The organism is Kitasatospora sp. Ki12, from assembly GCF_054601375.1.
Genome location: NZ_BAAIHT010000001.1, coordinates 770847 through 794187, shown reverse-complemented (window position 1 = coordinate 794187; position 23341 = coordinate 770847). Strand labels below are relative to the sequence as shown.

The window sequence follows — 23341 nt, the reverse complement described above, 5'->3', positions numbered from 1 at the left end:
GTACTCTTGTAGTCACCATGACTGACTTCCCGGGTGCCCCGACCACACCGTCCACCGGCCGACTGCGCGTGCTCGCGGCGATGTCCGGCGGAGTCGACTCCGCCGTCGCCGCCGCCCGCGCCGTCGAAGCGGGCCACGAGGTGACCGGCGTCCACCTGGCGCTCTCCGCCAACCCGCAGTCCTTCCGCACCGGCGCCCGCGGCTGCTGCACCATCGAGGACTCCCGGGACGCCTGGCGGGCCGCCGACGTGATCGGCATCCCGTTCTACGTCTGGGACCTGGCGGAGCGGTTCCGCGAGGACGTCATCGACGACTTCGTCGCCGAGTACGCCGCCGGGCGGACCCCGAACCCCTGCCTGCGCTGCAACGAGAAGATCAAGTTCGCCGCGCTGCTCGACAAGGCGATCGCCCTCGGCTTCGACGCCGTCTGCACCGGCCACTACGCCCGGATCGTCGACCTGCCGGACGGCGCGCGCGAACTGCACCGGGCTGTCGACGCGGCCAAGGACCAGTCGTACGTGCTGGGCGTGCTCGACGCCGACCAGCTCGCCCACTCCCTCTTCCCGCTCGGCGACACCACCAAGGAAGCCATCCGCGAGGAGGCCGAGCGGCGGGGCCTGGCCGTGGCGAAGAAGCCCGACAGCCACGACATCTGCTTCATCGCGGACGGCGACACCCAGGGCTTCCTCGCCAAGCACCTCGGCACCGCGACCGGCGACATCCTCGACGTCGACGGCACCAAGCTCGGCGAGCACGACGGTGCGTACGGCTTCACCATCGGCCAGCGCAAGGGCCTGCGGATCGGCCGCCCGGCCGCCGACGGCAAGCCGCGCTACGTGCTGGACATCTCCCCGGTGAACAACACCGTGACCGTCGGCCCGGTCGAGGGCCTCGACGTCACCGGGCTCACCGCCATCCGCCCCCGCTGGTGCGGCACCGAGCCCCTGGCCGACGGTCGCTACACCGCCCAGCTCCGCGCCCACGGCGAGGAGGTCCCGGTGACCGCCTCGGTGGTCGACGGCGAGCTCCGGGTGCAGCTCGACACCCCGGTCCGCGGCATCGCCCCCGGTCAGGCCGTCGTGCTCTACGACGGCACCCGCGTCGTCGGCTCCGCGACCATCGCGACGACCGAGCGCCCGGCCGTCAACGCGTAGTCCCCTTCTGCCGGGACGGGTCCTAGAGCGGCGGGTTGTCGTCGGCCGTGAACGGGGCGCCGTGGCCGGGGACGATGACGTCCGCCGCCGCCAGGACCCGGCGGCGGGAGGCGCGCAGGACCTCGCGGTCGGGGGCGACCGGGTCGTCGGCGGGGCCGTGCCGGTGCCACCACAGGTCGCCGGCGAAGGCGACGACGCCCGACTCCGTCCCGGCGAGCAGGGTGATGTCCTCGTGGCTGTGGCCGGGGGTGCGGATCAGCTTCAGCGAGGGGGTGAGTTCGTAGCCCTCGGCGTCGCGGTTGGTCCAGTGGTGGCCCTGGTACTCGACCTTGTGGTCGTGGACCCGGGCCTTGCCGAAGAGGCCGACGTTCATCGTGTTGTCGGGGTGGTGGTGGCTGAGGACGACGTCGGTGATGTCGTCGGGGCCGAGGCCCAGTTCGGCGAGCGGGCCGAGGATGTCGTCGTGGCCGGCGACCATGCCGGGGTCGAAGATCACATGGCGTCCGGCGTCCGCGATGTAGGAGACGGTGGCGGCGACTCCGGGGCCGGTGGAGCCGACGTAGCCGGTGGTCAGGACCTGGTACTCGGCGCTGCGGCCGAGGGGTGCGTCGTTCATGGTTCGATCCTGTCGGCTGGACCGATCGCCGACGAGTGGCACGGATGCCACTGATCGCAGGAAATGTGCCACCATCCACGGATGGCTCCCTTCACCACCGTCGCCGCCTACGTCCCGCCCGGCGTCGGCATGTTGGCCGTCGGCATCGTCGCCGAGGTGTTCGGCCCGCACGGGCAGGCCGCGCCGGGCTTCGACTTCGCCCTCTGCACGGACCGGACGGGCAGCGTCCCGACCGACCTCGGCATACCGATCGCGGTCGAGCACGGCCTGGACCGGCTGGCCGCCGCCGACCTGGTGCTCGCCCTGCCGGGGGCCGGGTTCCGTACGCCGCCCCCGCCCGCCGTGCTGGAGGCGCTGTCGGCCGCGCACGGGCGGGGCGCGCTGGTGGCGGCGCACTGCGTCGGCGCGTTCGCGCTGGCCGCCGCCGGACTGCTCGACGGCCGCCGGGCCACCACGCACTGGCGGTTCGCCGAGCTGCTGGCCCGGACGTACCCGGAGGTCGTGGTCGAGCCCGACGCGCTCTACCTGGACGAGGGGCGGATCACCACGGGCGCGGGCGCCGCCGCGGGCTTCGACCTCTGCCTGCACCTGATCAGGCGGGAGCACGGGACGGCCCTGGCCAACCACATCGCCCGGGACATGGTGCTGCCGTCCCACCGCGACGGCGGCCAGGCCCAGTACCTGGCCGCGCCCGTCCCCGAGGACGGCGAGGACGAGCGGCTGGCCGAGGTGCTGGCCTGGGCCCGCGGGCACCTCCACGAGCCGCTGCCGGTCGCGGAGTTGGCCCGGCGGGCGATGATGAGCAAGCGCTCCTTCGCCCGCCGCTTCGCCGCGGCCACCGGCACCACCCCGCACGCCTGGCTGCGGGAGCTGCGGCTGAGCGGCGCCGAGGAGCTCCTGGAGACGACGGACCTGCCGGTCGAGGAGGTCGCCCGCCGGGTCGGCTACGGCAGCGCGGCCGTCCTGCGCGAACAGTTCGTCCGCCGCCGCGGAGTCCCACCCCGCTCCTACCGCCGGGCCTTCACCCGGGTTGCGTCATAGTGGACGGAAGAGCGATGCCCGAGGCACACCCTCCGGAGAGGACGGCATGACCTTCTACGAGCAGCACCGCGACTTCATCGAGGAACTGGAGCGGATCGCCCCGGAAGGCGTCCGGATCGAATGGTCCGGAGACACGCTGATCATGCAGGCGTCGCCGTCCAACATCCATCAGCTCAACGTGGCCCAGGTGCGCCGGCAGTTCGAGCGGCACGCCCCCGACGGCTACCTCCCCAGCGAGCGGAGCGAGATCGTCAGTCCGGACGTCTCCAAGGGGCGCGAGCCGGACCTGACGTACCTGCCGGTGGAGGTGCTCTCGGAGGCGGGGAACAAGGCTCCCGCCGCGGAAGCCCTGATCGCCGTGGAGATCGTCTCGCCGTCCAATCCGGGCAACGACTGGATGGACAAGCTGCACGACTACGCCGTGATGCGCATTCCGCTCTATCTGATCGTGGACCCGCGCCAGCAGACGGTGACGCTGTTCTCCGAGCCGGACCACGACCGGTACCACGTCCGCAGCGACCGGAAGTTCGGCGACGCGATCGGCATCCCGGAGCCCTTCGGCTTCACGCTGAGCCTGTCGAAGCTCCTTCCGTACAAGGACTGATCCCCGGTGGCCGGGCAGCGGTGGCCGGGGGTAATGCCGGTGGGCTCGTCCGGGGCGGCGTGATAGACCAGGGGGCACTATGAACATCACTGTCTTCTGCTCCGCGTACTCGCTCGACGACCGCTACTCCGCCCCCGCCGCGGAGTTCGCCCGGCTCCTCGGGGAGGGCGGGCACACCCTGGTCTGGGGCGGGTCGAACGCCGGGCTGATGGGGCTGCTGGCCGACGAGGTGAAGGCGGCCGGCGGCCGGCTGGTCGGCGTGATGGTCGAGATGCTGAAGCACAAGGGCTACGTCGGCGCGGACGAGCTGGTGATGACCGCCGACCTGGCCGAGCGGAAGGCGGAGCTGGCGGCCCGCGCGGACGCGATCGTCGTGCTGGTGGGCGGGCTGGGCACGCTGGACGAGGTCACCGAGGTGCTGGAGCTCAAGAAGCACGGCATGTTCGAGAAGCCGGTGGTCCTCCTGGACACCGAGGGCTTCTACTCGGGCCTGCGGACCCAGCTGGAGCGGATGGACGCCGAGGGCTTCCTGCCGCGGCCGCTGGCCGAGCTGGTCACCTTCGCCGACACGCCCGCCGAGGTGTTCGCGCAGCTCAAGGCCTGAGAGGATCGGACCCATGGCTGCACATCTGATCACCGGCGCCGGCTCCGGCATCGGCGCCGTCCTGGCCGGGAAGCTCGCCGAGCGCGGGGACGACCTCTGGCTGCTGGCCCGTGACGCCCGTCGCGCCGCCGAGCTGCGGGAACGTTTCCCCGGTGCGCGCACCCTCGTCGGCGACCTGGGCGACCCGGCGAAGCTGTCCTGGGCCTTCGGCCACCAGGCGCTGCCCGGCGAGCTGGACTCGCTGCTGCACGTGGCGGGCGTGGTCGAGCTGGGTACGGTCGGGGACCTGCCGGTGAAGGCCTGGCAGGAGACGCTGAACGTCAACCTGGTCGCCCCCGCGGAGCTGACCCGGCTGCTGCTGCCCTCGCTCCGCCTGGCCAAGGGCCACGTGGTCTTCGTCAACTCCGGCGCCGGCCTGAACGCCCACGCCGAGTGGTCGGCGTACGCGGCGAGCAAGCACGGTCTGAAGGCGCTGGCCGACTCGCTGCGCCAGGAGGAGCACGCCGGCGGCGTCCGGGTCACCTCGGTCTACCCGGGCCGCACCGCGACCGCGATGCAGGTGAAGGTGCACCAGCAGGAGGGCAAGGAGTACGACGCCGGCCGCTGGATCGAGCCGGAGTCCGTCGCCAAGGCGGTCCTGGCCGCCCTGGACGCCTCCCGGGACGCGGAGATCACCGAGATCACCGTCCGCCCTGGCCGCTGACCCAAGCTGACACGAGCTGACCCGGGCCGCCTGACCCGGGCCGCTGGAACCGGTCACCGGTGCCGCGCACTAGGCTCGGGCGGGTGAGCACCCCACACCCCTTCCCCGACCTGCGCGGCGCCGCCACCGGCGTCGGCTCGCTGCCCGGTACCGACGCCCGGGAGGCGGCCAGGACCGCCACCGGGGCGCTGGAGCAGCTGCCGTTCCTGCCGGAGCTGCCGGCCCGCGGCCCGGGCGCCGACATGATCGGCCGCGGCGCCGGCTTCCTGGTCGAGCTGTTCGCGCAGACCGAGCCCAGCGGCTGGCGGTTCACCGACCGCCCCGGCCGGGACACCCGGCGGGCCCACTCCTGGCTCGGCGAGGACCTGGACGCCCTGGAGGAGTTCACCCAGGGCTACCGGGGCGCGCTCAAGGTCCAGGCGGTCGGCCCGTGGACGCTGGCGGCGAGCGTCGAACTGCGGCACGGCGAGAAGGCGCTCGCCGATCACGGCGCCTGCCGGGACATCGCCGGCTCGCTCACCGAGGGCCTGCGCCGCCACCTGGCCGAGGTCCGCAAGCGGATCCCCGGCGCCGAGGTCGTCCTCCAGCTGGACGAGCCCTCGCTGCCCGCCGTGCTGGCCGGCTCGGTGAAGACCGCGAGCGGCTTCCAGCGGCTGCGCTCCGTCGACCGGCAGGTCGCCGAGGAGGTGCTGCGGGAGGTGATCCGCGGCCTGGACGCCCCCGTCGTGGTGCACAGCTGCGCGCCGGACGTGCCGATCCCGCTGCTGCGCCGGGCCGGAGTGGCCGGCATCTCGCTGGACTTCTCGCTCCTCACCGACCGTTCGGACGACGACCTGGGCGAGGCGGTGGAGGCGGGCACGGCGATCCTCGCTGGTGTCGTCCCCTCCACTGACCAGGCGGTGTCGGACCCGGCCGGTAGTGTCCAGGGTGTCAGGACCTTGTGGCGCAGGCTCGGGTTCGCCCCGGAGCTGCTGGGCCGTCGCGTGCTGGTGACGCCGACCTGCGGGCTCGCCGGGGCCTCCCCGGCGTACGCGCGCGGGGCGCTGTCGCTCGCGGCGCGGGCGGCGCAGAGCCTGGTGGACAACCCGGAATGAGAACGTAGGAGGGCTTGCGGTGACGGCTGTCGAGGGCTGGGAGGACGTCCCGGCGGAGGTGCGCCGGCGGCACGCCGAGCTGGCGCAGGAGATCACCGACCACCGCGTCCGGTACTACGAGCAGGACGCACCGGTCGTCAGCGACTCCGAGTTCGACGCCCTGATGCGCGAGCTGGAGGCGATCGAGGCCGAGCACCCCGTCCTGGTCACCCCCGACTCCCCGACGCAGCGGGTCGGCGGCGCCGCCACCGGGCTGTTCGCCGAGGTCGAGCACCGCGAGCGCCTCCTCAGCCTCGACAACGCGATGGACGACGAGGAGCTCGCCGCCTGGGCCGAGCGGGTCGCCGGCGAGCTGCACGGCATCGACTACCACTACCTGTGCGAGCTCAAGGTGGACGGCCTGGCCGTCAACCTCACCTACGAGAACGGCCAGTTGGTGCAGGCGGCGACGCGCGGCGACGGCCGGGTGGGCGAGGACATCACCGCCAACGTGCGCACCATCAAGGAGATCCCGCACCAGCTCAAGGGGGAGGACGTCCCCGAGCTGGTGGAGATCCGCGGCGAGGTCTACTTCCCGACCGAGGCCTTCGAGGCGCTCAACGCCTCGTTCGTGGCGGAGAACGAGCGCCGCCGCGCGGAGAACGAGGAGCGCGCCAAGGAGGGCAAGCGGCCCCGGGCGCTGATCCGGCTGTTCATGAACCCCCGCAACGCGGCGGCCGGTTCGCTGCGCCAGAAGGACCCGCACGTGACCGCCTCGCGCCCGCTGCACATGGTGGTGCACGGCATCGGCGCCCGGGTCGGCTTCGACATCGACAACCAGTCGCACGCCTACGAGCTGCTGCGCGGGTGGGGGCTGCCGACGGCCCGGCACAACCGGGTGGTGAAGACCCTCGACGAGGTGCGGGCGTTCATCGGGAAGTTCGGCGAGCAGCGGCACTCGGTCGAGCACGAGATCGACGGCGTGGTCGTCAAGGTGGACGAGATCGCCCTGCAGGGCCGGCTCGGCGCCACCTCCAAGTCCCCGCGCTGGGCGATCGCCTGGAAGTACCCGCCGGAGGAGGTCACCGGCAAGCTCGCCGAGATCAAGGTCGGCATCGGCCGCACCGGCCGGGCCACCCCGTACGCGGTGCTGGCCGAGCCGGTGAAGGTGGCCGGCTCGATGGTGCAGTACGCGACGCTGCACAACCAGGACGTCGTCAAGGCGAAGGGCGTGCTGCTCGGCGACACGATCGTGCTGCGCAAGGCCGGTGACGTCATCCCGGAGATCCTCGGCCCGGTGGAGGACCTGCGGGACGGCACCGAGCGGGCGTTCGTGATGCCCTCGCACTGCCACGAGTGCGGGGCGGAGCTGCGTCCGATGGCCGAGGGCGACATCGATCTGCGCTGCCCCAACGCGCAGTTCTGCCCGGCCCAGATCCGGGAGCGGATCGCCTTCCTGGGCGGCCGGTCCTCGCTGGACGTGGAGGGCCTGGGCTACGTCGCGGCGACGGCGCTGACCCAGCCGCTGGAGCCGGCCGAGGCGCCGGTGAAGGACGAGGGCGACATCTTCGGGCTGACGATGGAGCAGCTGCTGCCGATCGAGGTGCTGGTGCGGGACCAGAAGACCGGCATGCCGAAGCTGGACGACCGCACCGGCAAGGAGAAGAAGGCCACCTTCTTCGCCAACCAGAAGGGCGAGCCCAAGAAGACCGCCGGAGTCCTGCTGGAGAACCTGGAGAAGGTGAAGGACCGTCCGCTGTGGCGGTTCCTCAACGGTCTCTCGATCCGGCACGTGGGCCCGGTCGCGGCGCAGGAGCTGGCCCGGGAGTTCCGTGACCTGGACCGGATCTTCTCGGCCACCGAGGAGGAGCTGGCCGCGGTGGAGGGCGTCGGTCCGATCATCGCCCGGTCGGTGGTGGAGTGGTACCAGGAGCAGTGGCACCGCGACATCCTGGAGAAGTGGCGTGCCGCCGGTGTCCGCTTCACCGAGGAGTTCGCGGACGAGGAGGAGGCGGAGCGCCCGCTGGAGGGTCTGACCGTGGTGGTGACGGGCACGCTGGCCGGCCACACCCGGGACGGTGCCAAGGAGGCGCTGACCTCGCGCGGAGCGAAGGTGACCGGTTCGGTTTCGAAGAAGACCCATTTCGTGGTCGCCGGTGACAACCCAGGGTCCAAGTACGACAAGGCAGTTCAGCTCGGACTGCCGGTCCTGGACGACGCGGGCTTCGCCGTCCTGCTGGCCGACGGGCCGGCCGCCGCCCGCGCCCACCTGGGACTTCCGGAGCCGGAGGAGGCCGCGCCGCCGCGGGAGGAGCCCGCCGAGGGCTGATCCGGGGCCGCCCCGAGCGGCGGGTGGCCGGAACCGGGTTGTTATCGTCCTGATGCAGCGTCACCGGGTGCCGTACGGTGAAAGCGGGCATTGTGTCACTGTGCGACACCCGGGCGCGGTGGCGCGTTTCCGGTTGTCCGAAAGTCTGCCCACCGGGTCGACCCCGGCATACCCTGGAGCGCAACAGAGTGTCAGCAGGGGTGGGGGCACCGGCTGAGCCGGTGCTCCTCGGGGTCGCTCCATGCCCGGCAGCTGTCGGTACCGGCACGGTGCCTCACCGTAAGGCGGCCTGACGGGGCGGGCCCGACGGAGGACAGGGCTTATGGATCGTACGACCGGCGGTGCGCCCACACGCCCGCCGCAGGGGGTGGCGGGTGCGGTCCTGCTGCTCGGCGTGCTGCTGGCCGGAGCCGCGCCGCTCATCCCGCTGGCCGTCCTGGTCTACCGGTACGAACCCGAGCTGCTGCCGCTGTTCGCGGTGCCCCTGGCCGTGCTGGTGGCGGCCTGGCGGATCGCCCGGGACCGCGCCCGCGACCAGCTGACCGACCCGCTGACGGACCTGCCCAACCGTCAGGCCCTGCTGCTGGCCGCCCAGGAGGCGATCGCCGAGTGCGACCAGGGCTACAGCGTCGGTCTCATCCTGCTTGACCTCGATCGATTCCGATCACTCAACGACACACTAGGTCATACGGCTGGTGACCGGCTGCTGGTTCACATCGCCCGCCGGCTGCACCGCGCACTGCGCTCCGGCGGCCCGGCCGGCAGCCCCACCCGGGAGTCCATCGACGACGTCTTCGCCGGGCTGCCCCGGCACTACCGGCGCGGCCGCCCGATGGTGGCCCGGATGGGCGGCGACGAGTTCGCCGTCCTGCTGCCCGGCATCAACTGCCCGGACAGCCTGGAACGGGTCGCCAAGGCGCTGATCACCGAACTCGCCGCCCCGATCCGGCTGGACGGGCTGCTGCTCGTCCTGGAGGCCACCGGCGGCGTCTGCGTCTACCCGCAGCACGCCCAGGACGCCGAGTCCCTGCTGCGCCGGGCCGACGTCGCGATGGGCCACGCCCAGCGCGGCTGCCACGGCGTCGCCCAGTACGACGAGACCCAGGACGCCGACACCCCGTACCGGATCGGGCTGCTCGGCGACCTGCGGCGGGCCCTGGAGACCGGCGAGGTGCAGCTGCACTACCAGCCGAAGGTGGCCTTCGACGGCCGGGTGGTCGGCCTGGAGGCGCTGCTGCGCTGGGACCGCCCCGGCCAGGGCCGGGTCTCCCCGGACGAGTTCGTCGGGCTCGCCGAGTCCAGCGGGCTGATGCCCCGGCTCACCGACTACGTGCTGGAGGCGGCGGTCGGCCAGCTCGCGTACTGGCGCGACCAGGGCCTCCAGGTGCAGGTCGCGGTCAACGTCTCGCCGCGGGACGTGCTCAACCCCGGCTTCGCCCAGCGCGTCGCCGGCCATCTCGTGCGCCACCAGGTGCCGGCCCACGCGCTCCAGCTGGAGATCACCGAGCGGCTGCTGCTGGACGACTCCCGGCGGGCCGCCGACACCCTCGCGGAGCTGCGCGGCTACGGCGTCGGGATGTCCCTGGACGACTTCGGCACCGGACACTCCTCGCTGGTGCGGCTGCGCAGCCTGCCGGTCGGCGAGCTGAAGATCGACCGCTCCTTCGTCTCCCGGATGGTCGCCGACGACCACGACGCGGCGGTGGTCCGCTGCTCGGTGGAGCTCGCCCACTCGCTGGGCCTGACCGTGGTCGCCGAGGGCGTCGAGGACGACGAGACCTGGGAGCGGCTGCACTGCATGGGCGTGGACGCCGTCCAGGGCTGGCTGGTGTCGGCGGCGCTGCCGGCCGAGCAGGCCACCGCCTGGTTGCGGGTGCACCGCACCGGCGCCCCGCCGGTGGAGCGGCTGGGCGCGCCGCCCCGGTGGCGGGCCGGCCTCCAGCCGGTCCAGGGGGGCAAGCCGGTGGTCCAGCCGGCCGGCCCGCCGGTGCTGCCGCCGACGCTCCCGCCCGTCCTGCCGCCGGTCCTGCCCCCTGTGCTGCCGCCCGTGGTCCAGGCGGTGCAGGCCGCGCAGCTGGAGATCAAGGCGCCGGGGCCGCAGAGTTGGGCCCCCTCCCGCCCGCAGTGAGGCACCCGGCGGCGGGGCCGCCGGGAACACCCGGGGGCATCCGGGGGACACCGGGACGGACACCCCGCTCCGGCAGTGACGGGCACCTCGGCTCACTCGTTGGCCGGTGGCCGGGCCGGGCCCCATAGGATGGGGTCCAAAGACCATGAGGACGGAGCGCCGAACCAGGCTGCTCCTGCCCGGGCCCGGCACCGCTCGCAAGGCACCGCCGGGTCTCACCAGAACTCACCCTGAGGATCGCTGCATGCCTGGCATCACGCGCGAGGAGGTCGCCCACCTCGCCCGGCTGTCGCGTCTTGAGCTGAAGCCCGAAGAGCTGGACCACTTCGCCGAGCAGCTCGACGTGATCATCGGCGCGGTCGCCCGCGTTTCCGAGGTCACCGGACAGGACGTCCCGCCGACCTCCCACCCGCTGCCGCTGACCAACGTCATGCGCGCGGACGAGGTGCGGCCCTCGCTCACCCCGGAGCAGGCGCTGTCCGGCGCCCCCGCCGCCGAGGAGCAGCGTTTCCGTGTGCCGCAGATCCTCGGGGAGGACTGACCGAGATGACCGAGCTGATCAAGTACACCGCCGCGGAGACCGCGGGCGCCATCGCCAAGGGTGAGGTGTCGGCCGTCGAGGTCGCACAGGCGCACCTGGACCGCATCGACGCCGTCGACAAGAAGGTCAACGCCTTCCTGCACGTCGACACCGACGGCGCGCTGGCCGCGGCCAGGGCCGTCGACGAGAAGCGCGCCAAGGGCGAGGAGCTGGGCCCGCTGGCCGGCGTCCCGCTCGCGCTGAAGGACGTCTTCACCACCAAGGGCGTCCCGACCACCTGCGGCTCCAAGATGCTCGAGGGCTGGATCCCGCCCTACGACGCCACGCTGACGACCCGTCTCAAGGACGCCGGCGTCGTCATCCTGGGCAAGACCAACATGGACGAGTTCGCGATGGGCTCCTCCACCGAGAACTCCGCCTACGGCCCGACCGGCAACCCGTGGGACCTCACCCGCATCCCCGGCGGCTCCGGCGGCGGTTCGGCCGCCGCGCTGGCCGCCTTCGAGGCCCCGCTGGCGATCGGCACCGACACCGGCGGCTCGATCCGCCAGCCGGGCGCCGTCACCGGCACCGTCGGCGTCAAGCCGACCTACGGCTCGGTGTCCCGCTACGGCCTGGTCGCCTTCTCCAGCAGCCTGGACCAGGGCGGCCCGTGCGCCCGCACCGTGCTGGACGCGGCGCTGCTGCACGAGGCCATCGCCGGGCACGACCCGCTGGACTCCACCTCGATCGACGCGCCGGTCCCGGCCGTGGTCGAGGCCGCGCGGATGCGCGACGTCCGCGGCATGCGGATCGGCGTGGTCAAGGAGTTCGCCGGCGAGGGCTACCAGGCCGGCGTGATGCAGCGCTTCGACGAGTCGGTGGAGCTGCTGCGCGAGCTGGGCGCCGAGGTCGTCGAGGTCTCCTGCCCGTCGTTCACCCTGGCGCTGCCGGCGTACTACCTGATCGCGCCCAGCGAGTGCTCCTCCAACCTGGCCCGCTTCGACGCGATGCGCTACGGCCTGCGGGTCGGCGACGACGGCACCCGCTCGGCCGAGGAGGTCACCGCGCTGACCCGCGAGGCCGGCTTCGGCGACGAGGTCAAGCGCCGCATCATCCTGGGCACCTACGCCCTGTCCTCGGGCTACTACGACGCCTACTACGGCTCGGCCCAGAAGGTCCGCACGCTCATCTCGCGGGACTTCGACACCGCCTTCGCCGGCGTGGACGTGCTGGTCTCGCCGACCACGCCGACCACCGCCTTCCCGATCGGCGAGCGCGCCGACGACCCGATGGCGATGTACCTGGCCGACCTGTGCACGATCCCGTCGAACCTGGCGGGCAACGCGGCCATGTCGCTGCCGGTCGGCCTCGCTCCGGAGGACAATCTCCCGGTCGGCCTGCAGATCATCGCGCCCGCGATGGCGGACGACCGCCTGTACCGCGTGGGCGGCGCCGTCGAGGCCGCACTCAACGACAAGTGGGGGCACACCCTGCTGGAGGAGGCACCGGCACTGTGAGCAAGATCGAGAAGGCGAAGTCCCAGTCCGCTTCGCTGAAGGGCTTCAAGCACTCCAAGCCCGGTCTGTGGCTGTCCATCGGCACCAGCGCCTTCGGCGCGATCTCCGTGGTCAAGGACGTCCGCAAGGCCCGCGAGGAGAGCGACACCCTCAAGCTGGTCAACGCCCTGGTCGGCGCGGCCGCGCTGGTCACCGGCACCGCCCTGCTGGTGCGCGAGCTGCGCCGGCTGGGCTCCGACGACGTGCTGCTGGGCTGAGCCGAGCCGAGTGCCCAGGCCCGGCCCCGCGTGAGCGGCGGCCGGGCCCGTACCTCCCGAGTCTTTAGTTGAGAAGGGACGCTGTGAGCGTCATGACCCTGGTCTCCTACGAGGACGCTCTGGCGTCGTACGACCCGGTGATGGGCCTTGAGGTCCACGTCGAGCTCGGTACCAAGACCAAGATGTTCTGCGGCTGCTCGACCGAGCTGGGTGCCGAGCCGAACAGCCAGACCTGCCCGACCTGCCTGGGCCTGCCGGGCTCGCTGCCGGTGGTCAACGCGATCGGCGTGGAGTCGGCCGTCAAGATCGGCCTGGCGCTGAACTGCGACATCGCCGAGTGGTGCCGGTTCGCGCGGAAGAACTACTTCTACCCGGACATGCCCAAGAACTTCCAGACCTCGCAGTACGACGAGCCGATCGCCTTCAACGGCTACCTCGACGTGCAGCTGGAGGACGGCTCGACCTTCCGCGTGGAGATCGAGCGCGCCCACATGGAGGAGGACACCGGCAAGTCCAGCCACGTCGGTGGCGCGACCGGCCGCATCCACGGCGCCACCCACTCGCTGCTGGACTACAACCGGGCCGGCATCCCGCTGATCGAGATCGTCACCAAGCCGATCGAGGGCGCCGGCGAGCGCGCCCCCGAGGTCGCCAAGGCGTACGTGGCCGAGCTGCGCGAGGTCATCCGCTCGCTCGGCGTCTCCGAGGCCCGGATGGACAAGGGCCAGATGCGCTGCGACGTCAACCTGTCGCTGCGCCCGAACGGCACCGAGACCTTCGGCACCCGCTCGGAGACCAAGAACGTCAACTCGCTGCGCAGCGTCGAGCGGGCCGCCCGGTACGAGATCCAGCGGCACGCCACGGTGCTGACCGACGGCGGCACCATCGTCCAGGAGACCCGCCACTTCCACGAGGACAACGGCACCACGACCTCGGGCCGGATCAAGGACAACGCCGAGGACTACCGCTACTTCCCCGAGCCGGACCTGGTGCCGGTGGCCCCCGCCCGCGCGTGGGTCGAGGAGCTGCGTGCCGCCCTGCCCGAGCTGCCGCGGGTGCGCCGCGCCCGGCTGCAGGCCGAGTGGGGCCTCACCGACAAGGACATGCAGTCCGTCCTGAACGCCGGTGCGGTGGAGCTGATCCAGGAGACCATCGCGGCCGGTGCCCCGGCCGACCAGGCCCGCAAGTGGTGGCTGGGCGAGCTGGCCCGTCGCGCCAACGAGACCGGCACCGAGCTGAGCGAGCAGCCGATCACCCCGGTGCAGGTCGCCCGGGTCGCCGCGCTGGTCGCCGAGGGCAAGCTGAACGACAAGCTGGCCCGCCAGGTCATCGAGGGCGTGCTGGCCGGCGAGGGCGAGCCGGACGAGATCGTCGAGAAGCGCGGCCTGGCCGTGGTCTCGGACGACTCCGCGCTGGGCGAGGCGGTGGACAAGGCCATCGCCGAGAACGAGGCGATCGCCGCCAAGATCCGTGACGGCAAGGTCCAGGCCGTGGGCGCGCTGGTCGGCGCGGTCATGAAGGCCACCCGCGGCCAGGCGGACGCCGCCCGCGTGAAGGACCTGATCTTCGAAAAGCTGGGCGTCTCCGGCTGAGCGGGCTCCCGATCGGGGGCGCCTAGGCCGCTAGGCCTGTCTTCCTAAGGCATCTAAGGCGTCTAAGTCCCTCTAAGTAAGGCCTAAGGCCCGGTCTCACCTCCGTAATGGGGTGAGGCCGGGCCTTAAACCTTTCCCGGGCCCCGATCTAAGGCATCCGGGCCCCGGAAGATCGGGCACGCTCCCGATGCCGCACCCCCCACTGGGAGAGGAAGCTCTTACCTGTCAGCGAAACGCAGTGAAGACCCGCAGGGGGAACCGAAGATGATCGAGTACCAGACCTTCCAGCAACAGGCCCACGAGCTCGTGGCCCAGGCCGAGCACGAGCGCCTGGTGCGCGAGGCCAAGGAGGCCCGCCGGCTGCGGCAGCGCCCGGTGGCCGCCCGCTTCTCGCGGCGCCCCGTTCGTCGGCCCGAATGCTGACGGCACGGCACCAGGACGGTGCCGACGGAGTTCCGGAGGGGGAGACGCTGCGTGTGAGCGTCTCCCCCTCCGGGCGTTCGCCGGGGGAGATATCCTCTCGGCCGGTCCCCACCGGCTATGGCATGCTCGCCTCCATGCAGCAGATATCGGTCAGCCCCGTCTTCGTCGGCCGTGGCAGCGAGATCACCGAACTGACCGACGCGCTGCGCCGGGCGGGCACCGGCAGCCCGCAGGCCGTACTGATCGGCGGCGAGGCCGGCGTCGGCAAGACCCGGCTGCTGGAGGAGTTCCTGCAGCGCGCCGCCGACCGGGGCGCGGTCACCACGCTCGGGGGCTGTCTGGAGGTCGGCGCCGAGGGCCTGCCGTACGCGCCGCTGGCCGCCGCGCTGCGCCGGCTGCACCGCTCGCTGGGCACCGAGTTCGAGACCGCAGCGGCCGGCAGCGAGGGCCACCTCGCCCGACTGCTCTCCGAGTTCGGCGAGGCGGACGGCGAACCGAACGACGAGTACGGCCGGGCCCGGCTGTTCGAGCACACCGCGAGGCTGTTCGAACGGCTCGGCGCGGAGCGTACCCTCGTCCTCGCCGTCGAGGACCTGCACTGGTCCGACCGCTCCACCCGCGAGCTGCTCGCCTTCCTGGTGCGCACCCTGCACCGCTCCCGGGTCCTGCTGGTCGCCACCTACCGCAGCGACGACCTGCACCGCCGGCACCCGCTGCGCCCCTTCCTCGCCGAGCTCGAACGGCTGCGCACCGTCCAGCGCCTGGAGCTGGAGCGGTTCGTCCGCCGCGAGGTGGCCGCCCAGCTGGCCGGCATCCTCGGCACCGCCACCCCCGACCGCCAGCTGGTGGACCGGATCCACCGCCGCTCGGAGGGCAACCCCTTCTTCGTCGAGGAACTGGCCACCGCCTTCGAGGACGGCTGCGGCGCCGGGCTGACCGACTCGCTGCGGGACATCCTGCTGGTGCGGGTCGAGGGCCTGGACGAGGAGGCCCAGCGGGTGGTGCGGATCGCCGCCGAGGGCGGCTCGCACGTCGAACACGCCCTGCTGGCCGCCGTCCTGGACGACGACGAGGAGGCGCTGATCGAGGCGCTGCGGTCGGCCGTCGGCGCCAACATCCTGCGCCCGGACAGCGAGGGCGAGGGCTACCGGTTCCGGCACGCGCTGGTCCGCGAGGCGGTCTCGGACGACCTGCTGCCCGGCGAACGCCACCGGATCAACCGCAAGTTCGCGCTCGCCGTGGAGGCCCAGCCGCAGCTGGTCTCCTCCGACGCGCTGCCGGCCCGGCTGGCCAACTACTGGTACCACGCGCACGACCCGGCCCGCGCCCTGCCGACCGCCCTGGACGCCGCCCGCGCGGCCCGCCGGCGCAACGCCTTCGCCGAGCAGCTGGGCATGCTGGAACGGGCCCTGGAGCTGTGGGACCTGGTCTCCGAGGACGTGCTGGCGCACACCCTGCGCCCGTACGACTGGGCCGAGACCTACCCGCCCGGCTCCTGCGACCACAGCGCCGCCGACGAGGAGTGCGACCGGATCCAGCTGGAGGACGTACTGGCCGAGGCGGTGGTCGCGGCCCGGCGCAGCGGCGACCGCGAGCGCGGCCTGAGCCTGGCCAAGCGCGGGCTGCGGCTGGTCGACGAGACGGTGCACCCGGTGCGCGCGGCCTGGTTCAGGATCAACCGGGCCCGGATGCTGGGCAGCCTGCGCCGCTCCGGCGACGAGGCGGAGATCGGCCACGCGCTGCGGCTGGTGGAGCAGCTGCCGCCGTCCGCCGTGCAGGCCGAGGTGCTCGCGCTCGGGGCCGGCTCGGCGATGCTCAAGCAGCCCGGGCCGGAGCACCTCGAACTCGCCGAGCGGGCGATCCGGATCGCCGTGGAGGTCGGCGCGCACTCGGTCGAGGTGCACGCCCGGATGACCCTCGGCGGCCTGCGCTACGACCTGCACGGTGACGCCGAGGGCGGGCTCGCCGAGCTCGCCGGGGCGGTCGAGCGGGCCCGCCGGCTGGGCGTGCCGGACCTGCTGCTGCGCGGCCTCAACAACCTGTCCAGCATGCAGCGCGGGCTGGGCCGGGCCGAGGAGGCCGTCCGGCTGGCCCGCGAGGGCCTGGAGTTCGCGGACGGCAACGGCCTGCTGCGCAACGTCGGCACCATCCTGACCGGCAACCTGGTCGAGGCGCTGACCGACCTCGGGCGGGCGACGGAGGCCGCCGAGGTGCTCGCCGCCTGCGAGCTGACCAGTCTGAGCGGCACCCACGCCGAGTTCCTGGACCGGATGCGCGGCGAACTCGCCCTGCTGCAGGGCGACCTGCCCACCGCGGCGACCATGCTGGCGCAGGCCAGGGCGGCCAACCGGGTCGGCCAGGTCCAGCACAGCCTGCCGATCAGCCGGCTGGCCGTGCGGCTCGCCGCCCTCGGCGGCCGGCCGCTGGAGGCCCGGGCCGAACTGCTCGCCGCGCTGGCGGGGGAGGGGCGGCTCGGCCACGAGTCCGACGTCTACCCGCTGCTGGCCGAGGCCGCCGGGGTGGAGGCGGACACCAGGGGCCTGCCGGAGGCCGAGGCGGGCCGGGCCGGGGCGCTGGCCGCGATCCGGAGGGCGGCCGACGGGCTGCGGCCCCGGGCGCCGCTGCACCACGGCTGGGCCCGGCTGCTGGAGGCCGAACTGGCCCGTGCCGAGGGCGCCGACACCGCCGCGCAGTGGGCCACGGCGGTCGAGGCGCTGCGCCCGACCGGCCTGCCGCACCCGCTGGTGCTCGCCCTGCTGCGGGCCGGCGAGGCCGAGGTCCGGGACGGGCGGCGCGAGGCCGGGGCCGAACTGCTGCGCGAGGCGGCCGAACTGGCGACCGTACGGGGGGACCGGGTGCTGACGGGGCAGATCACCGGCCTCGCCGAGCGAGCCGGGCTGAACCTCGCCCCCGCCGAGCGCCCGGGGGCGGAGCCGACGCCGGCCACGACCGCCGCCGACTCCTTCAACCTCACCCCCCGTGAGCGGGACGTGCTCCGGTTGCTCGCGCGCGGCTGGACCAACCGGCAGATCGCCGAGGAGCTGTACATCTCTCCGAAGACCGCGAGCGTGCACGTCTCCAACATCCTGGGCAAGCTCGCGGTCGGCGGCCGGGGCGAGGCGGCCGCGCTGGCGCACCGGCTGCGGCTGTTCCCGGAGGACCAGGTCGCGCCGGGCCGCTGAGACCTGGCCGCTGAGACCGGGCCCCGCCGCCGGGAGTCCGAGGACGGGCCCCGCGGCGGGGCGCTGCCGCGTGCTCCCGTGCGCGCCGCGTGTGCCCCCGCCCGCGCGCCGCCGCCAACCGGGCCGATCCGTCGGAATCCGGGACATTCGCCCACCCTCCCGCCATTACTCTAAGTTGAGTGTGCGTGTCATTGAGTGACGGAATTGGTGTAGGGTCGATTGCGGGAGCATCGGTGCGGTGCGGCGGCCCGCAAGCCGCCCACCCCCTGGGCCGCCGTCCTGACGGGGCGCCAGGCCGCCGCGTACGGCCGAGAGGTGCGCGGCCGGTGGCCCGTGGCCGGGGCGCGAGGCCCCGGGCCGGAGGGGGAGAGGCCGAGTGAGCTCCACCGATACGGTGTTGCCCGGAGCCGGACGCCCGGGCGCACCGCCCGCCGACACGTCCGCCGTCGACATGCCCGCGCCGCCCGTCCGCCGCGGCCCGCTGCGCCGGCTCCGGGAGAGCCGCACGCTGCCCGGACTGGTCCTGGGCGCGCTCTGCCTGGCCTACGCCATGGGCGCCGCCACCGGCTGGGGATCCGGCCAACTGTCCATCTTCATGGGTGACTTCGGCCTGGCGGCGGCGGCCCTCGCGGCCGCGCTGTCCTGCCTGGTGTACGGCTGCACGGTCGGCGGCCACGCCCGCCCGGCCTGGCTGCTGTTCGGCCTCTCCTCGCTCACCGTCGCCTTCGGCAACGGCACCTGGGGCTGGTACGAGCTGGTGCTGCGCGTCCAGCGGCCGCAGGACTCGCTCGCCGTGTACGCCTTCCTGCTGTTCGCCCCGCTCGCCATCACCGGCCTCATGGTGCTCGCCCAGCGCCCGCGCTCCGCGGCCGGCTGGCTCTGCCTGCTGCTCGACGGCTGGCTGATCGCGGGCTCGCTGTTCACCCTCAGCTGGAGCCTGGCGCTCGGCCGGATCGCGGCCGGGGAGAGCGGCTCCCCGCTGCGGCTGGCCCTCAACCTGGCCTACCCGGTGCTGGACATCCTGCTGGTCAGCCTGGTGGTCGGGCTGCGCTTCGGCGGCCGGGACGGCAACCGGGCGGCGGTGCACACCGCGATGGTGGCGCTCGCCGTCACCGTGGTGTGCGACGCCCTGTTCACCTCCCCGGAGCTGCGCAGCAGCTACCACTCCGGCTCACTGCTGGACGCCGGCTGGTTCTCCGGCAGCCTGTTGCTGGCCTGGGCGCCGTGGTCGCGGCGCTGGCGCCGCCCGCTGCGCGAGCACCCCTCGGCCGGCGGTCTGCCGCGCCGCCGGGTGGCCACCACCTTCAGCGCGCTCACCCCGTACGCGGCCGCCGCGGTCTGTACCGCCGGCATCCTCTACAACGCCCTCGGCGGGCGCGAGCTGGACCGCGTGGTGGCCGCGGCCGCGTGCACCGTCGGGCTGGCACTGATCCTGAGGCAGGGCGTGATGCTGCTCGACAACCTCTCGCTGGCCCAGGAGCTCGCCCACAAGGAGGCGCACTTCCGTTCCCTGGTGCAGGGGTCCAGCGACGTCATCATGATCGCCGGCGCGAACGGCGTGCTCTCCTACGTCTCCCCGGCCGCGCTCGGCGTGTACGGGCGGGACCCGGAGGAGCTGGTCGGCGGCAACCTGCTGGACCTGGTCCACCCCGAGGACGTGGGCCGGGTGCTCTCCGAGGTCCGCCGCTACCTCGCCCGGGTCCGGCTCACCGCCCACCGGGTCCGCGGCGCCGTCGAGCCCTCGGCCCGGGTGGAGTGCCGGATCAGCTCCGGCGGCGGCGAGTGGCTGCACGTGGAGTCCACGGTGAGCCGGCACCGCGACGGGCTGCTGCTCAACAGCCGGGACGTCACCGAACGCGTCATGCTCCAGGCCCAGTTGCAGCACAACGCGTTCCACGACCCGCTCACCGACCTGCCCAACCGGGCGCTGTTCACCCAGCGGCTGCGCGCCGCCCTCGGCGCCCGCGGCCAGCAGGGCGGGACGGGCGCCGGGATCGCCGTGCTCTTCCTCGACCTGGACGGCTTCAAGGCGGTCAACGACTCGGCCGGGCACCAGGTCGGCGACGAGCTGCTGGTGCAGGCCGCCCGCCGGCTGCAGGGCGCCGTCCGCTGCGGGGACACCGTCGCCCGCTTCGGCGGCGACGAGTTCGCCGCGCTGGTGTGCGGCCCGCTCGGCCGCCTGCAGGTCCAGGAGCTGGCCGAGCGGCTGCGGGTGGCGCTCTCCGAGCCGTACTGGATCGGCGGCGCCGAACTCGGTGTCGCCGCCAGCATCGGCATCGCCTTCGGCACCCCCGAACGCGGCCCCGCCGCCGACCCCAGGGCCGCCGCCGACGAACTGATGCGCAACGCCGACCTGGCGATGTACCGGGCCAAGTCCGAGGGCAAGGGCCGGGTGGTGCTCTACAGCCCCGCGATGCGGGCCGACCTGGAGCGCCGCACCGAGCTGGAGGAACGGCTGAGACTCGCCGTCCGGGAGGGCGGCTTCACCCTGCTCCACCAGCCCCTGGTGGACCTGGCCACCGGCGCCGTGACCGGCGTCGAGGCGCAGGCCCGCTGGCGCTCGGCGGGCGGGCTGCTGCTCACCCCGGCCGAGTTCCTGCGCTCCGCCGAGCACGGCGACGCGGCCACCCGGTTCGCCCGCTGGCTGGTCCACGAGACGGTCGTCGCGGCCGTCGCCCGCCGGGGCCGGCTCGGCCGGGGCCACCCCGGGCCGGAGCCCGTCCCGGTGGCCGTCCGGTTCAGCGCCGAGCGGCTCTGCTCGCCCGGCCTGTACGAGACGGTGGCCGCCGTGCTGCGCGACAGCGGGCTGCCGGCCGGCCAACTGGTGATCGAGGTGGCCCGGATGGGGCCGGACTCGCTCGCCGACGAGCTCGGCCGCCGGCTGGCCGCGCTGCGCCGGCTCGGCGTCTCCACCTGGCTGGCCGGCTACGGCGCCGGCGGCGGTTCGCTCGGCGCCCTCGCCCGGCTGCCCCTGGACGGTCTGAAGCTGGACCGGACGCTGGTCCGGGACCTGGGGGAGTCCCCGCTGGCCCGCACGCTCGCCGGGCACGCCCTGCGGCTCGGCCGCGACCTCGGGATGGCCACCGCCGCCGAGGGGGTGGACCTGCCCCGCCAGGTCGCCGTGCTGCAGGAGCTCTGCTGCGGGCAGGCCCAGGGTTCGGCCTTCGCCCCGCCGCTGGACGAGCCCCGGCTGCGCCGCGCGCTGGCCCGCCGCGGTTACCCGCTGCCGAAGCCGCTCGGCCCGCCCCCCGGCCGGCGGCCGTACCTCGCCGCGGACACCCGGACGAGTGGCCGCCCGGACGCCGCGCCGGGACGTGTCGTACATCACCACGGTGGCTCTGACCTGCCCGAACACCGTGCCGCCGCTGGTCCGGGAGGGGGTCCGCATGGCGAGACGGTCATCCCACCTGCTTGACACGCCACCCTGGACGGGAGGAAGGTCGTTGCCATGCGCACCCGAATTCTCGTACTTGGCGGGCGCGTCGGCTGACAGGGCTCGCACGCCCTGCTCGTGACAGACCGACGCGCCACCCCTCGCATGCCCTTGGGCACGAGGGGTTTTTTGTTGCACTGACGCTGTTCCATCCCGCAAGACCCCTGGCTTCGACCGCCCGAAAACGTCCGACTCGTCGGAATGAGCGGGACGATTGAGGCAGAGCCGGCGATCGACCCGGACCGGGACCCCACCCTCGCAGCAGGGGCCCGCAGCCGGGTCGGCAAGAACCGAGAAGAGACAGGCAGATGACCGAGCACGCCGCATCCCCCCGCCGCGGGGACAACCCGGCCGCCAACGCTCCCGCTCCCCAGCACGTCGTCGAGACCATGACCGGCGCCCAGTCGCTCATCCGCTCGCTGGAGGCCGTGGGCGCGGACACCGTCTTCGGCATTCCGGGCGGGGCCATCCTTCCCGCGTACGACCCGCTGATGGACTCCGCCAAGGTGCGCCACATCCTGGTCCGGCACGAGCAGGGCGCCGGCCACGCCGCCACCGGGTACGCGCAGGCCACCGGCAAGGTCGGCGTCTGCATGGCCACCTCCGGCCCGGGCGCGACCAACCTGGTCACCCCGATCGCCGACGCCTACATGGACTCCGTGCCGATCGTCGCGATCACCGGCCAGGTCTCCTCCAAGGCGATCGGCACCGACGCCTTCCAGGAGGCGGACATCTGCGGCATCACGATGCCGATCACCAAGCACAACTACCTGGTCACCGACCCGGCCGAGATCCCCCGGGTGATCGCCGAGGCGTTCCACATCGCCGCCACCGGCCGCCCCGGCCCGGTCCTGGTCGACATCGCCAAGGACGCGCTGCAGGCGACCACCACCTTCCGCTGGCCGGTCGAGGCCGCGCTGCCCGGCTACCGCCCGGTCACCAAGCCGCACGCCAAGCAGATCCGCGAGGCCGCGAAGATGCTGGTCGGCGCGAAGCGCCCGGTGCTGTACGTCGGCGGCGGCGTGATCAAGGCCCGGGCCACCGCCGAGCTGCGGATCCTCGCCGAGCTGACCGGCGCCCCGGTGGTCACCACCCTGATGGCGCTCGGCGCCTTCCCGGACAGCCACCCGCAGCACCTGGGCATGCCCGGCATGCACGGCTCCGTCCCCGCCGTCACCGCCCTGCAGAAGTCCGACCTGCTGTTCACCCTCGGCGCCCGCTTCGACGACCGCGTCACCGGCAAGCTGGACGGCTTCGCCCCGTACGCCAAGATCGTCCACGCCGACATCGACCCGGCCGAGATCGGCAAGAACCGCCCGGCGGACGTCCCGATCGTCGGTGACGCCCGCGAGGTGCTCGCCGACCTGATCGTCGCCGTCCAGGCGGAGTTCGACGCCGGCCACAAGGGCGACTACACCGAGTGGTGGGAGAAGCTCGACGAGTGGAAGAAGACCTACCCGATCGGCTACGAGCCGGCCCCGGGTGACGAGCTCTCGCCGCAGCAGGTCATCGAGCGGATCGGGCAGCTGGTCGGCCCCGAGGCGATCTACGCCGCGGGCGTGGGCCAGCACCAGATGTGGAGCTCGCAGTTCATCCGGTTCGAGAAGCCGGGCACCTGGCTCAACTCCGGCGGCGCCGGGACGATGGGCTACGCCGTCCCCGCGGCGATGGGCGCCAAGGCCGGCCGCCCGGAGGCCCAGGTCTGGGCCATCGACGGCGACGGCTGTTTCCAGATGACCAACCAGGAACTGGTCACCTGCGCCCTGAACGGCATCCCGATCAAGGTCGCGGTCATCAACAACGGCTCGCTGGGCATGGTCCGGCAGTGGCAGACGCTCTTCTACAACCAGCGCTACTCCAACACCGTGCTGCACGCCGGCCCGGGCCACGACGGCATCGAGCCGCCGGCCCAGGGCACCCGGATCCCGGACTTCGTCCTGCTGTCCGAGGCGATGGGCTGCGTGGGCCTGCGCTGCGAGCGCCCCGAGGACCTCGACGACGTCATCCGGCAGGCGATGGAGATCGACGACCGCCCGGTCGTCATCGACTTCATCGTCCACCAGGACGCCATGGTCTGGCCGATGGTCGCGGCCGGCACCAGCAACGACGAGATCCAGTTCGCCAAGGGCGTCCGCCCCGACTTCGGCGACGACTCCGACTGA

General features: G+C 73.3%; 16 protein-coding genes and 1 pseudogene. 16 read left to right on the top strand and 1 reads right to left on the bottom strand.

Annotated elements, in window-relative coordinates:
• Window positions 1–17 precede the first annotated feature (17 nt).
• Window positions 18–1154 (top strand): tRNA 2-thiouridine(34) synthase MnmA, encoded by a 1137-nt coding sequence (mnmA, locus tag ACYP53_RS03365; protein ID WP_459646593.1) that lies wholly within the window; start codon window positions 18–20, stop codon window positions 1152–1154.
• A 22-nt stretch (window positions 1155–1176) separates the two neighbouring features.
• Here the strand turns inward: mnmA and ACYP53_RS03360 are convergent, their stop codons facing one another.
• Window positions 1177–1770: an MBL fold metallo-hydrolase gene (locus ACYP53_RS03360; RefSeq protein WP_459646592.1), complete on the bottom strand. Its 594-nt coding sequence runs from the start codon at window positions 1768–1770 to the stop codon at window positions 1177–1179.
• Window positions 1771–1851: 81 nt separating this feature from the next.
• Between ACYP53_RS03360 and ACYP53_RS03355 the strand changes: the two genes are divergently transcribed.
• From ACYP53_RS03355 to ACYP53_RS03285, 15 genes and pseudogenes are all read left to right on the top strand, one after another.
• Window positions 1852–2811 carry a GlxA family transcriptional regulator gene (locus tag ACYP53_RS03355; protein WP_229928538.1) on the top strand — a complete coding sequence of 320 codons (960 nt, stop codon included), beginning with the start codon at window positions 1852–1854 and terminating at the stop codon, window positions 2809–2811.
• Between the two features lie 46 nt (window positions 2812–2857).
• Complete coding sequence (locus tag ACYP53_RS03350) at window positions 2858–3415, top strand: Uma2 family endonuclease (RefSeq protein ID WP_459646591.1); 558 nt, start codon at window positions 2858–2860, stop codon at window positions 3413–3415.
• A 79-nt stretch (window positions 3416–3494) separates the two neighbouring features.
• A complete protein-coding gene (locus ACYP53_RS03345) occupies window positions 3495–4019 on the top strand; it encodes an LOG family protein (RefSeq protein ID WP_459646590.1) in 525 nt (174 codons plus the stop codon).
• A 13-nt stretch (window positions 4020–4032) separates the two neighbouring features.
• On the top strand, window positions 4033–4722 hold the full coding sequence (locus ACYP53_RS03340) for an SDR family oxidoreductase (protein ID WP_189915811.1): 690 nt from the start codon (window positions 4033–4035) through the stop codon (window positions 4720–4722).
• Between the two features lie 83 nt (window positions 4723–4805).
• A complete protein-coding gene (locus ACYP53_RS03335) occupies window positions 4806–5816 on the top strand; it encodes a methionine synthase (protein ID WP_229928539.1) in 1011 nt (336 codons plus the stop codon).
• A 19-nt stretch (window positions 5817–5835) separates the two neighbouring features.
• On the top strand, window positions 5836–8124 hold the full coding sequence (gene ligA / locus ACYP53_RS03330; protein ID WP_189915812.1) for an NAD-dependent DNA ligase LigA: 2289 nt from the start codon (window positions 5836–5838) through the stop codon (window positions 8122–8124).
• Window positions 8125–8509: 385 nt separating this feature from the next.
• Window positions 8510–10252 (top strand): annotated as a pseudogene (locus tag ACYP53_RS03325) (putative bifunctional diguanylate cyclase/phosphodiesterase); the annotation flags it as partial.
• 244 nt (window positions 10253–10496) lie between these two features.
• Entirely contained in the window at window positions 10497–10793 is a 297-nt protein-coding gene (gene gatC / locus ACYP53_RS03320) for an Asp-tRNA(Asn)/Glu-tRNA(Gln) amidotransferase subunit GatC (RefSeq protein WP_459646589.1), read from the top strand.
• A 5-nt stretch (window positions 10794–10798) separates the two neighbouring features.
• Window positions 10799–12292: an Asp-tRNA(Asn)/Glu-tRNA(Gln) amidotransferase subunit GatA gene (gene gatA, locus ACYP53_RS03315; protein WP_189915814.1), complete on the top strand. Its 1494-nt coding sequence runs from the start codon at window positions 10799–10801 to the stop codon at window positions 12290–12292.
• Window positions 12289–12549: a hypothetical protein gene (locus tag ACYP53_RS03310; protein ID WP_229928540.1), complete on the top strand. Its 261-nt coding sequence runs from the start codon at window positions 12289–12291 to the stop codon at window positions 12547–12549. Before gatA ends, ACYP53_RS03310 begins: the two co-directional genes overlap by 4 nt.
• Window positions 12550–12632: 83 nt before the next feature.
• Window positions 12633–14141, top strand: a complete 1509-nt coding sequence (gene gatB, locus ACYP53_RS03305; protein ID WP_189915815.1) for an Asp-tRNA(Asn)/Glu-tRNA(Gln) amidotransferase subunit GatB — start codon at window positions 12633–12635, stop codon at window positions 14139–14141.
• 264 nt (window positions 14142–14405) lie between these two features.
• Entirely contained in the window at window positions 14406–14564 is a 159-nt protein-coding gene (locus ACYP53_RS03300) for a hypothetical protein (protein ID WP_189915816.1), read from the top strand.
• Window positions 14565–14698: 134 nt separating this feature from the next.
• Window positions 14699–17746, top strand: a complete 3048-nt coding sequence (locus ACYP53_RS03295; protein WP_308437556.1) for a helix-turn-helix transcriptional regulator — start codon at window positions 14699–14701, stop codon at window positions 17744–17746.
• Between the two features lie 451 nt (window positions 17747–18197).
• Complete coding sequence (locus ACYP53_RS03290; protein ID WP_459647947.1) at window positions 18198–21161, top strand: putative bifunctional diguanylate cyclase/phosphodiesterase; 2964 nt, start codon at window positions 18198–18200, stop codon at window positions 21159–21161.
• A gap of 326 nt (window positions 21162–21487) precedes the next feature.
• A complete protein-coding gene (locus tag ACYP53_RS03285; RefSeq protein ID WP_189915818.1) occupies window positions 21488–23341 on the top strand; it encodes an acetolactate synthase large subunit in 1854 nt (617 codons plus the stop codon).

What these genes read in the sequence shown, in the direction of transcription:
- ACYP53_RS03340 (WP_189915811.1), top strand. Translation starts at nt 4,033, where the DNA reads ATGGCTGCACATCTGATCACCGGCGCCGGCTCCGGCATCGGCGCCGTC.
- gatC (WP_459646589.1), top strand. Translation starts at nt 10,497, where the DNA reads ATGCCTGGCATCACGCGCGAGGAGGTCGCCCACCTCGCCCGGCTGTCG.
- ACYP53_RS03345 (WP_459646590.1), top strand. Translation starts at nt 3,495, where the DNA reads ATGAACATCACTGTCTTCTGCTCCGCGTACTCGCTCGACGACCGCTAC.
- ACYP53_RS03355 (WP_229928538.1), top strand. Translation starts at nt 1,852, where the DNA reads ATGGCTCCCTTCACCACCGTCGCCGCCTACGTCCCGCCCGGCGTCGGC.
- gatA (WP_189915814.1), top strand. Translation starts at nt 10,799, where the DNA reads ATGACCGAGCTGATCAAGTACACCGCCGCGGAGACCGCGGGCGCCATC.
- ACYP53_RS03360 (WP_459646592.1), bottom strand. Translation starts at nt 1,770, where the DNA reads ATGAACGACGCACCCCTCGGCCGCAGCGCCGAGTACCAGGTCCTGACC.
- ACYP53_RS03285 (WP_189915818.1), top strand. Translation starts at nt 21,488, where the DNA reads ATGACCGAGCACGCCGCATCCCCCCGCCGCGGGGACAACCCGGCCGCC.
- ACYP53_RS03350 (WP_459646591.1), top strand. Translation starts at nt 2,858, where the DNA reads ATGACCTTCTACGAGCAGCACCGCGACTTCATCGAGGAACTGGAGCGG.
- ACYP53_RS03300 (WP_189915816.1), top strand. Translation starts at nt 14,406, where the DNA reads ATGATCGAGTACCAGACCTTCCAGCAACAGGCCCACGAGCTCGTGGCC.
- ACYP53_RS03295 (WP_308437556.1), top strand. Translation starts at nt 14,699, where the DNA reads ATGCAGCAGATATCGGTCAGCCCCGTCTTCGTCGGCCGTGGCAGCGAG.
- ACYP53_RS03290 (WP_459647947.1), top strand. Translation starts at nt 18,198, where the DNA reads ATGCCCGCGCCGCCCGTCCGCCGCGGCCCGCTGCGCCGGCTCCGGGAG.
- mnmA (WP_459646593.1), top strand. Translation starts at nt 18, where the DNA reads ATGACTGACTTCCCGGGTGCCCCGACCACACCGTCCACCGGCCGACTG.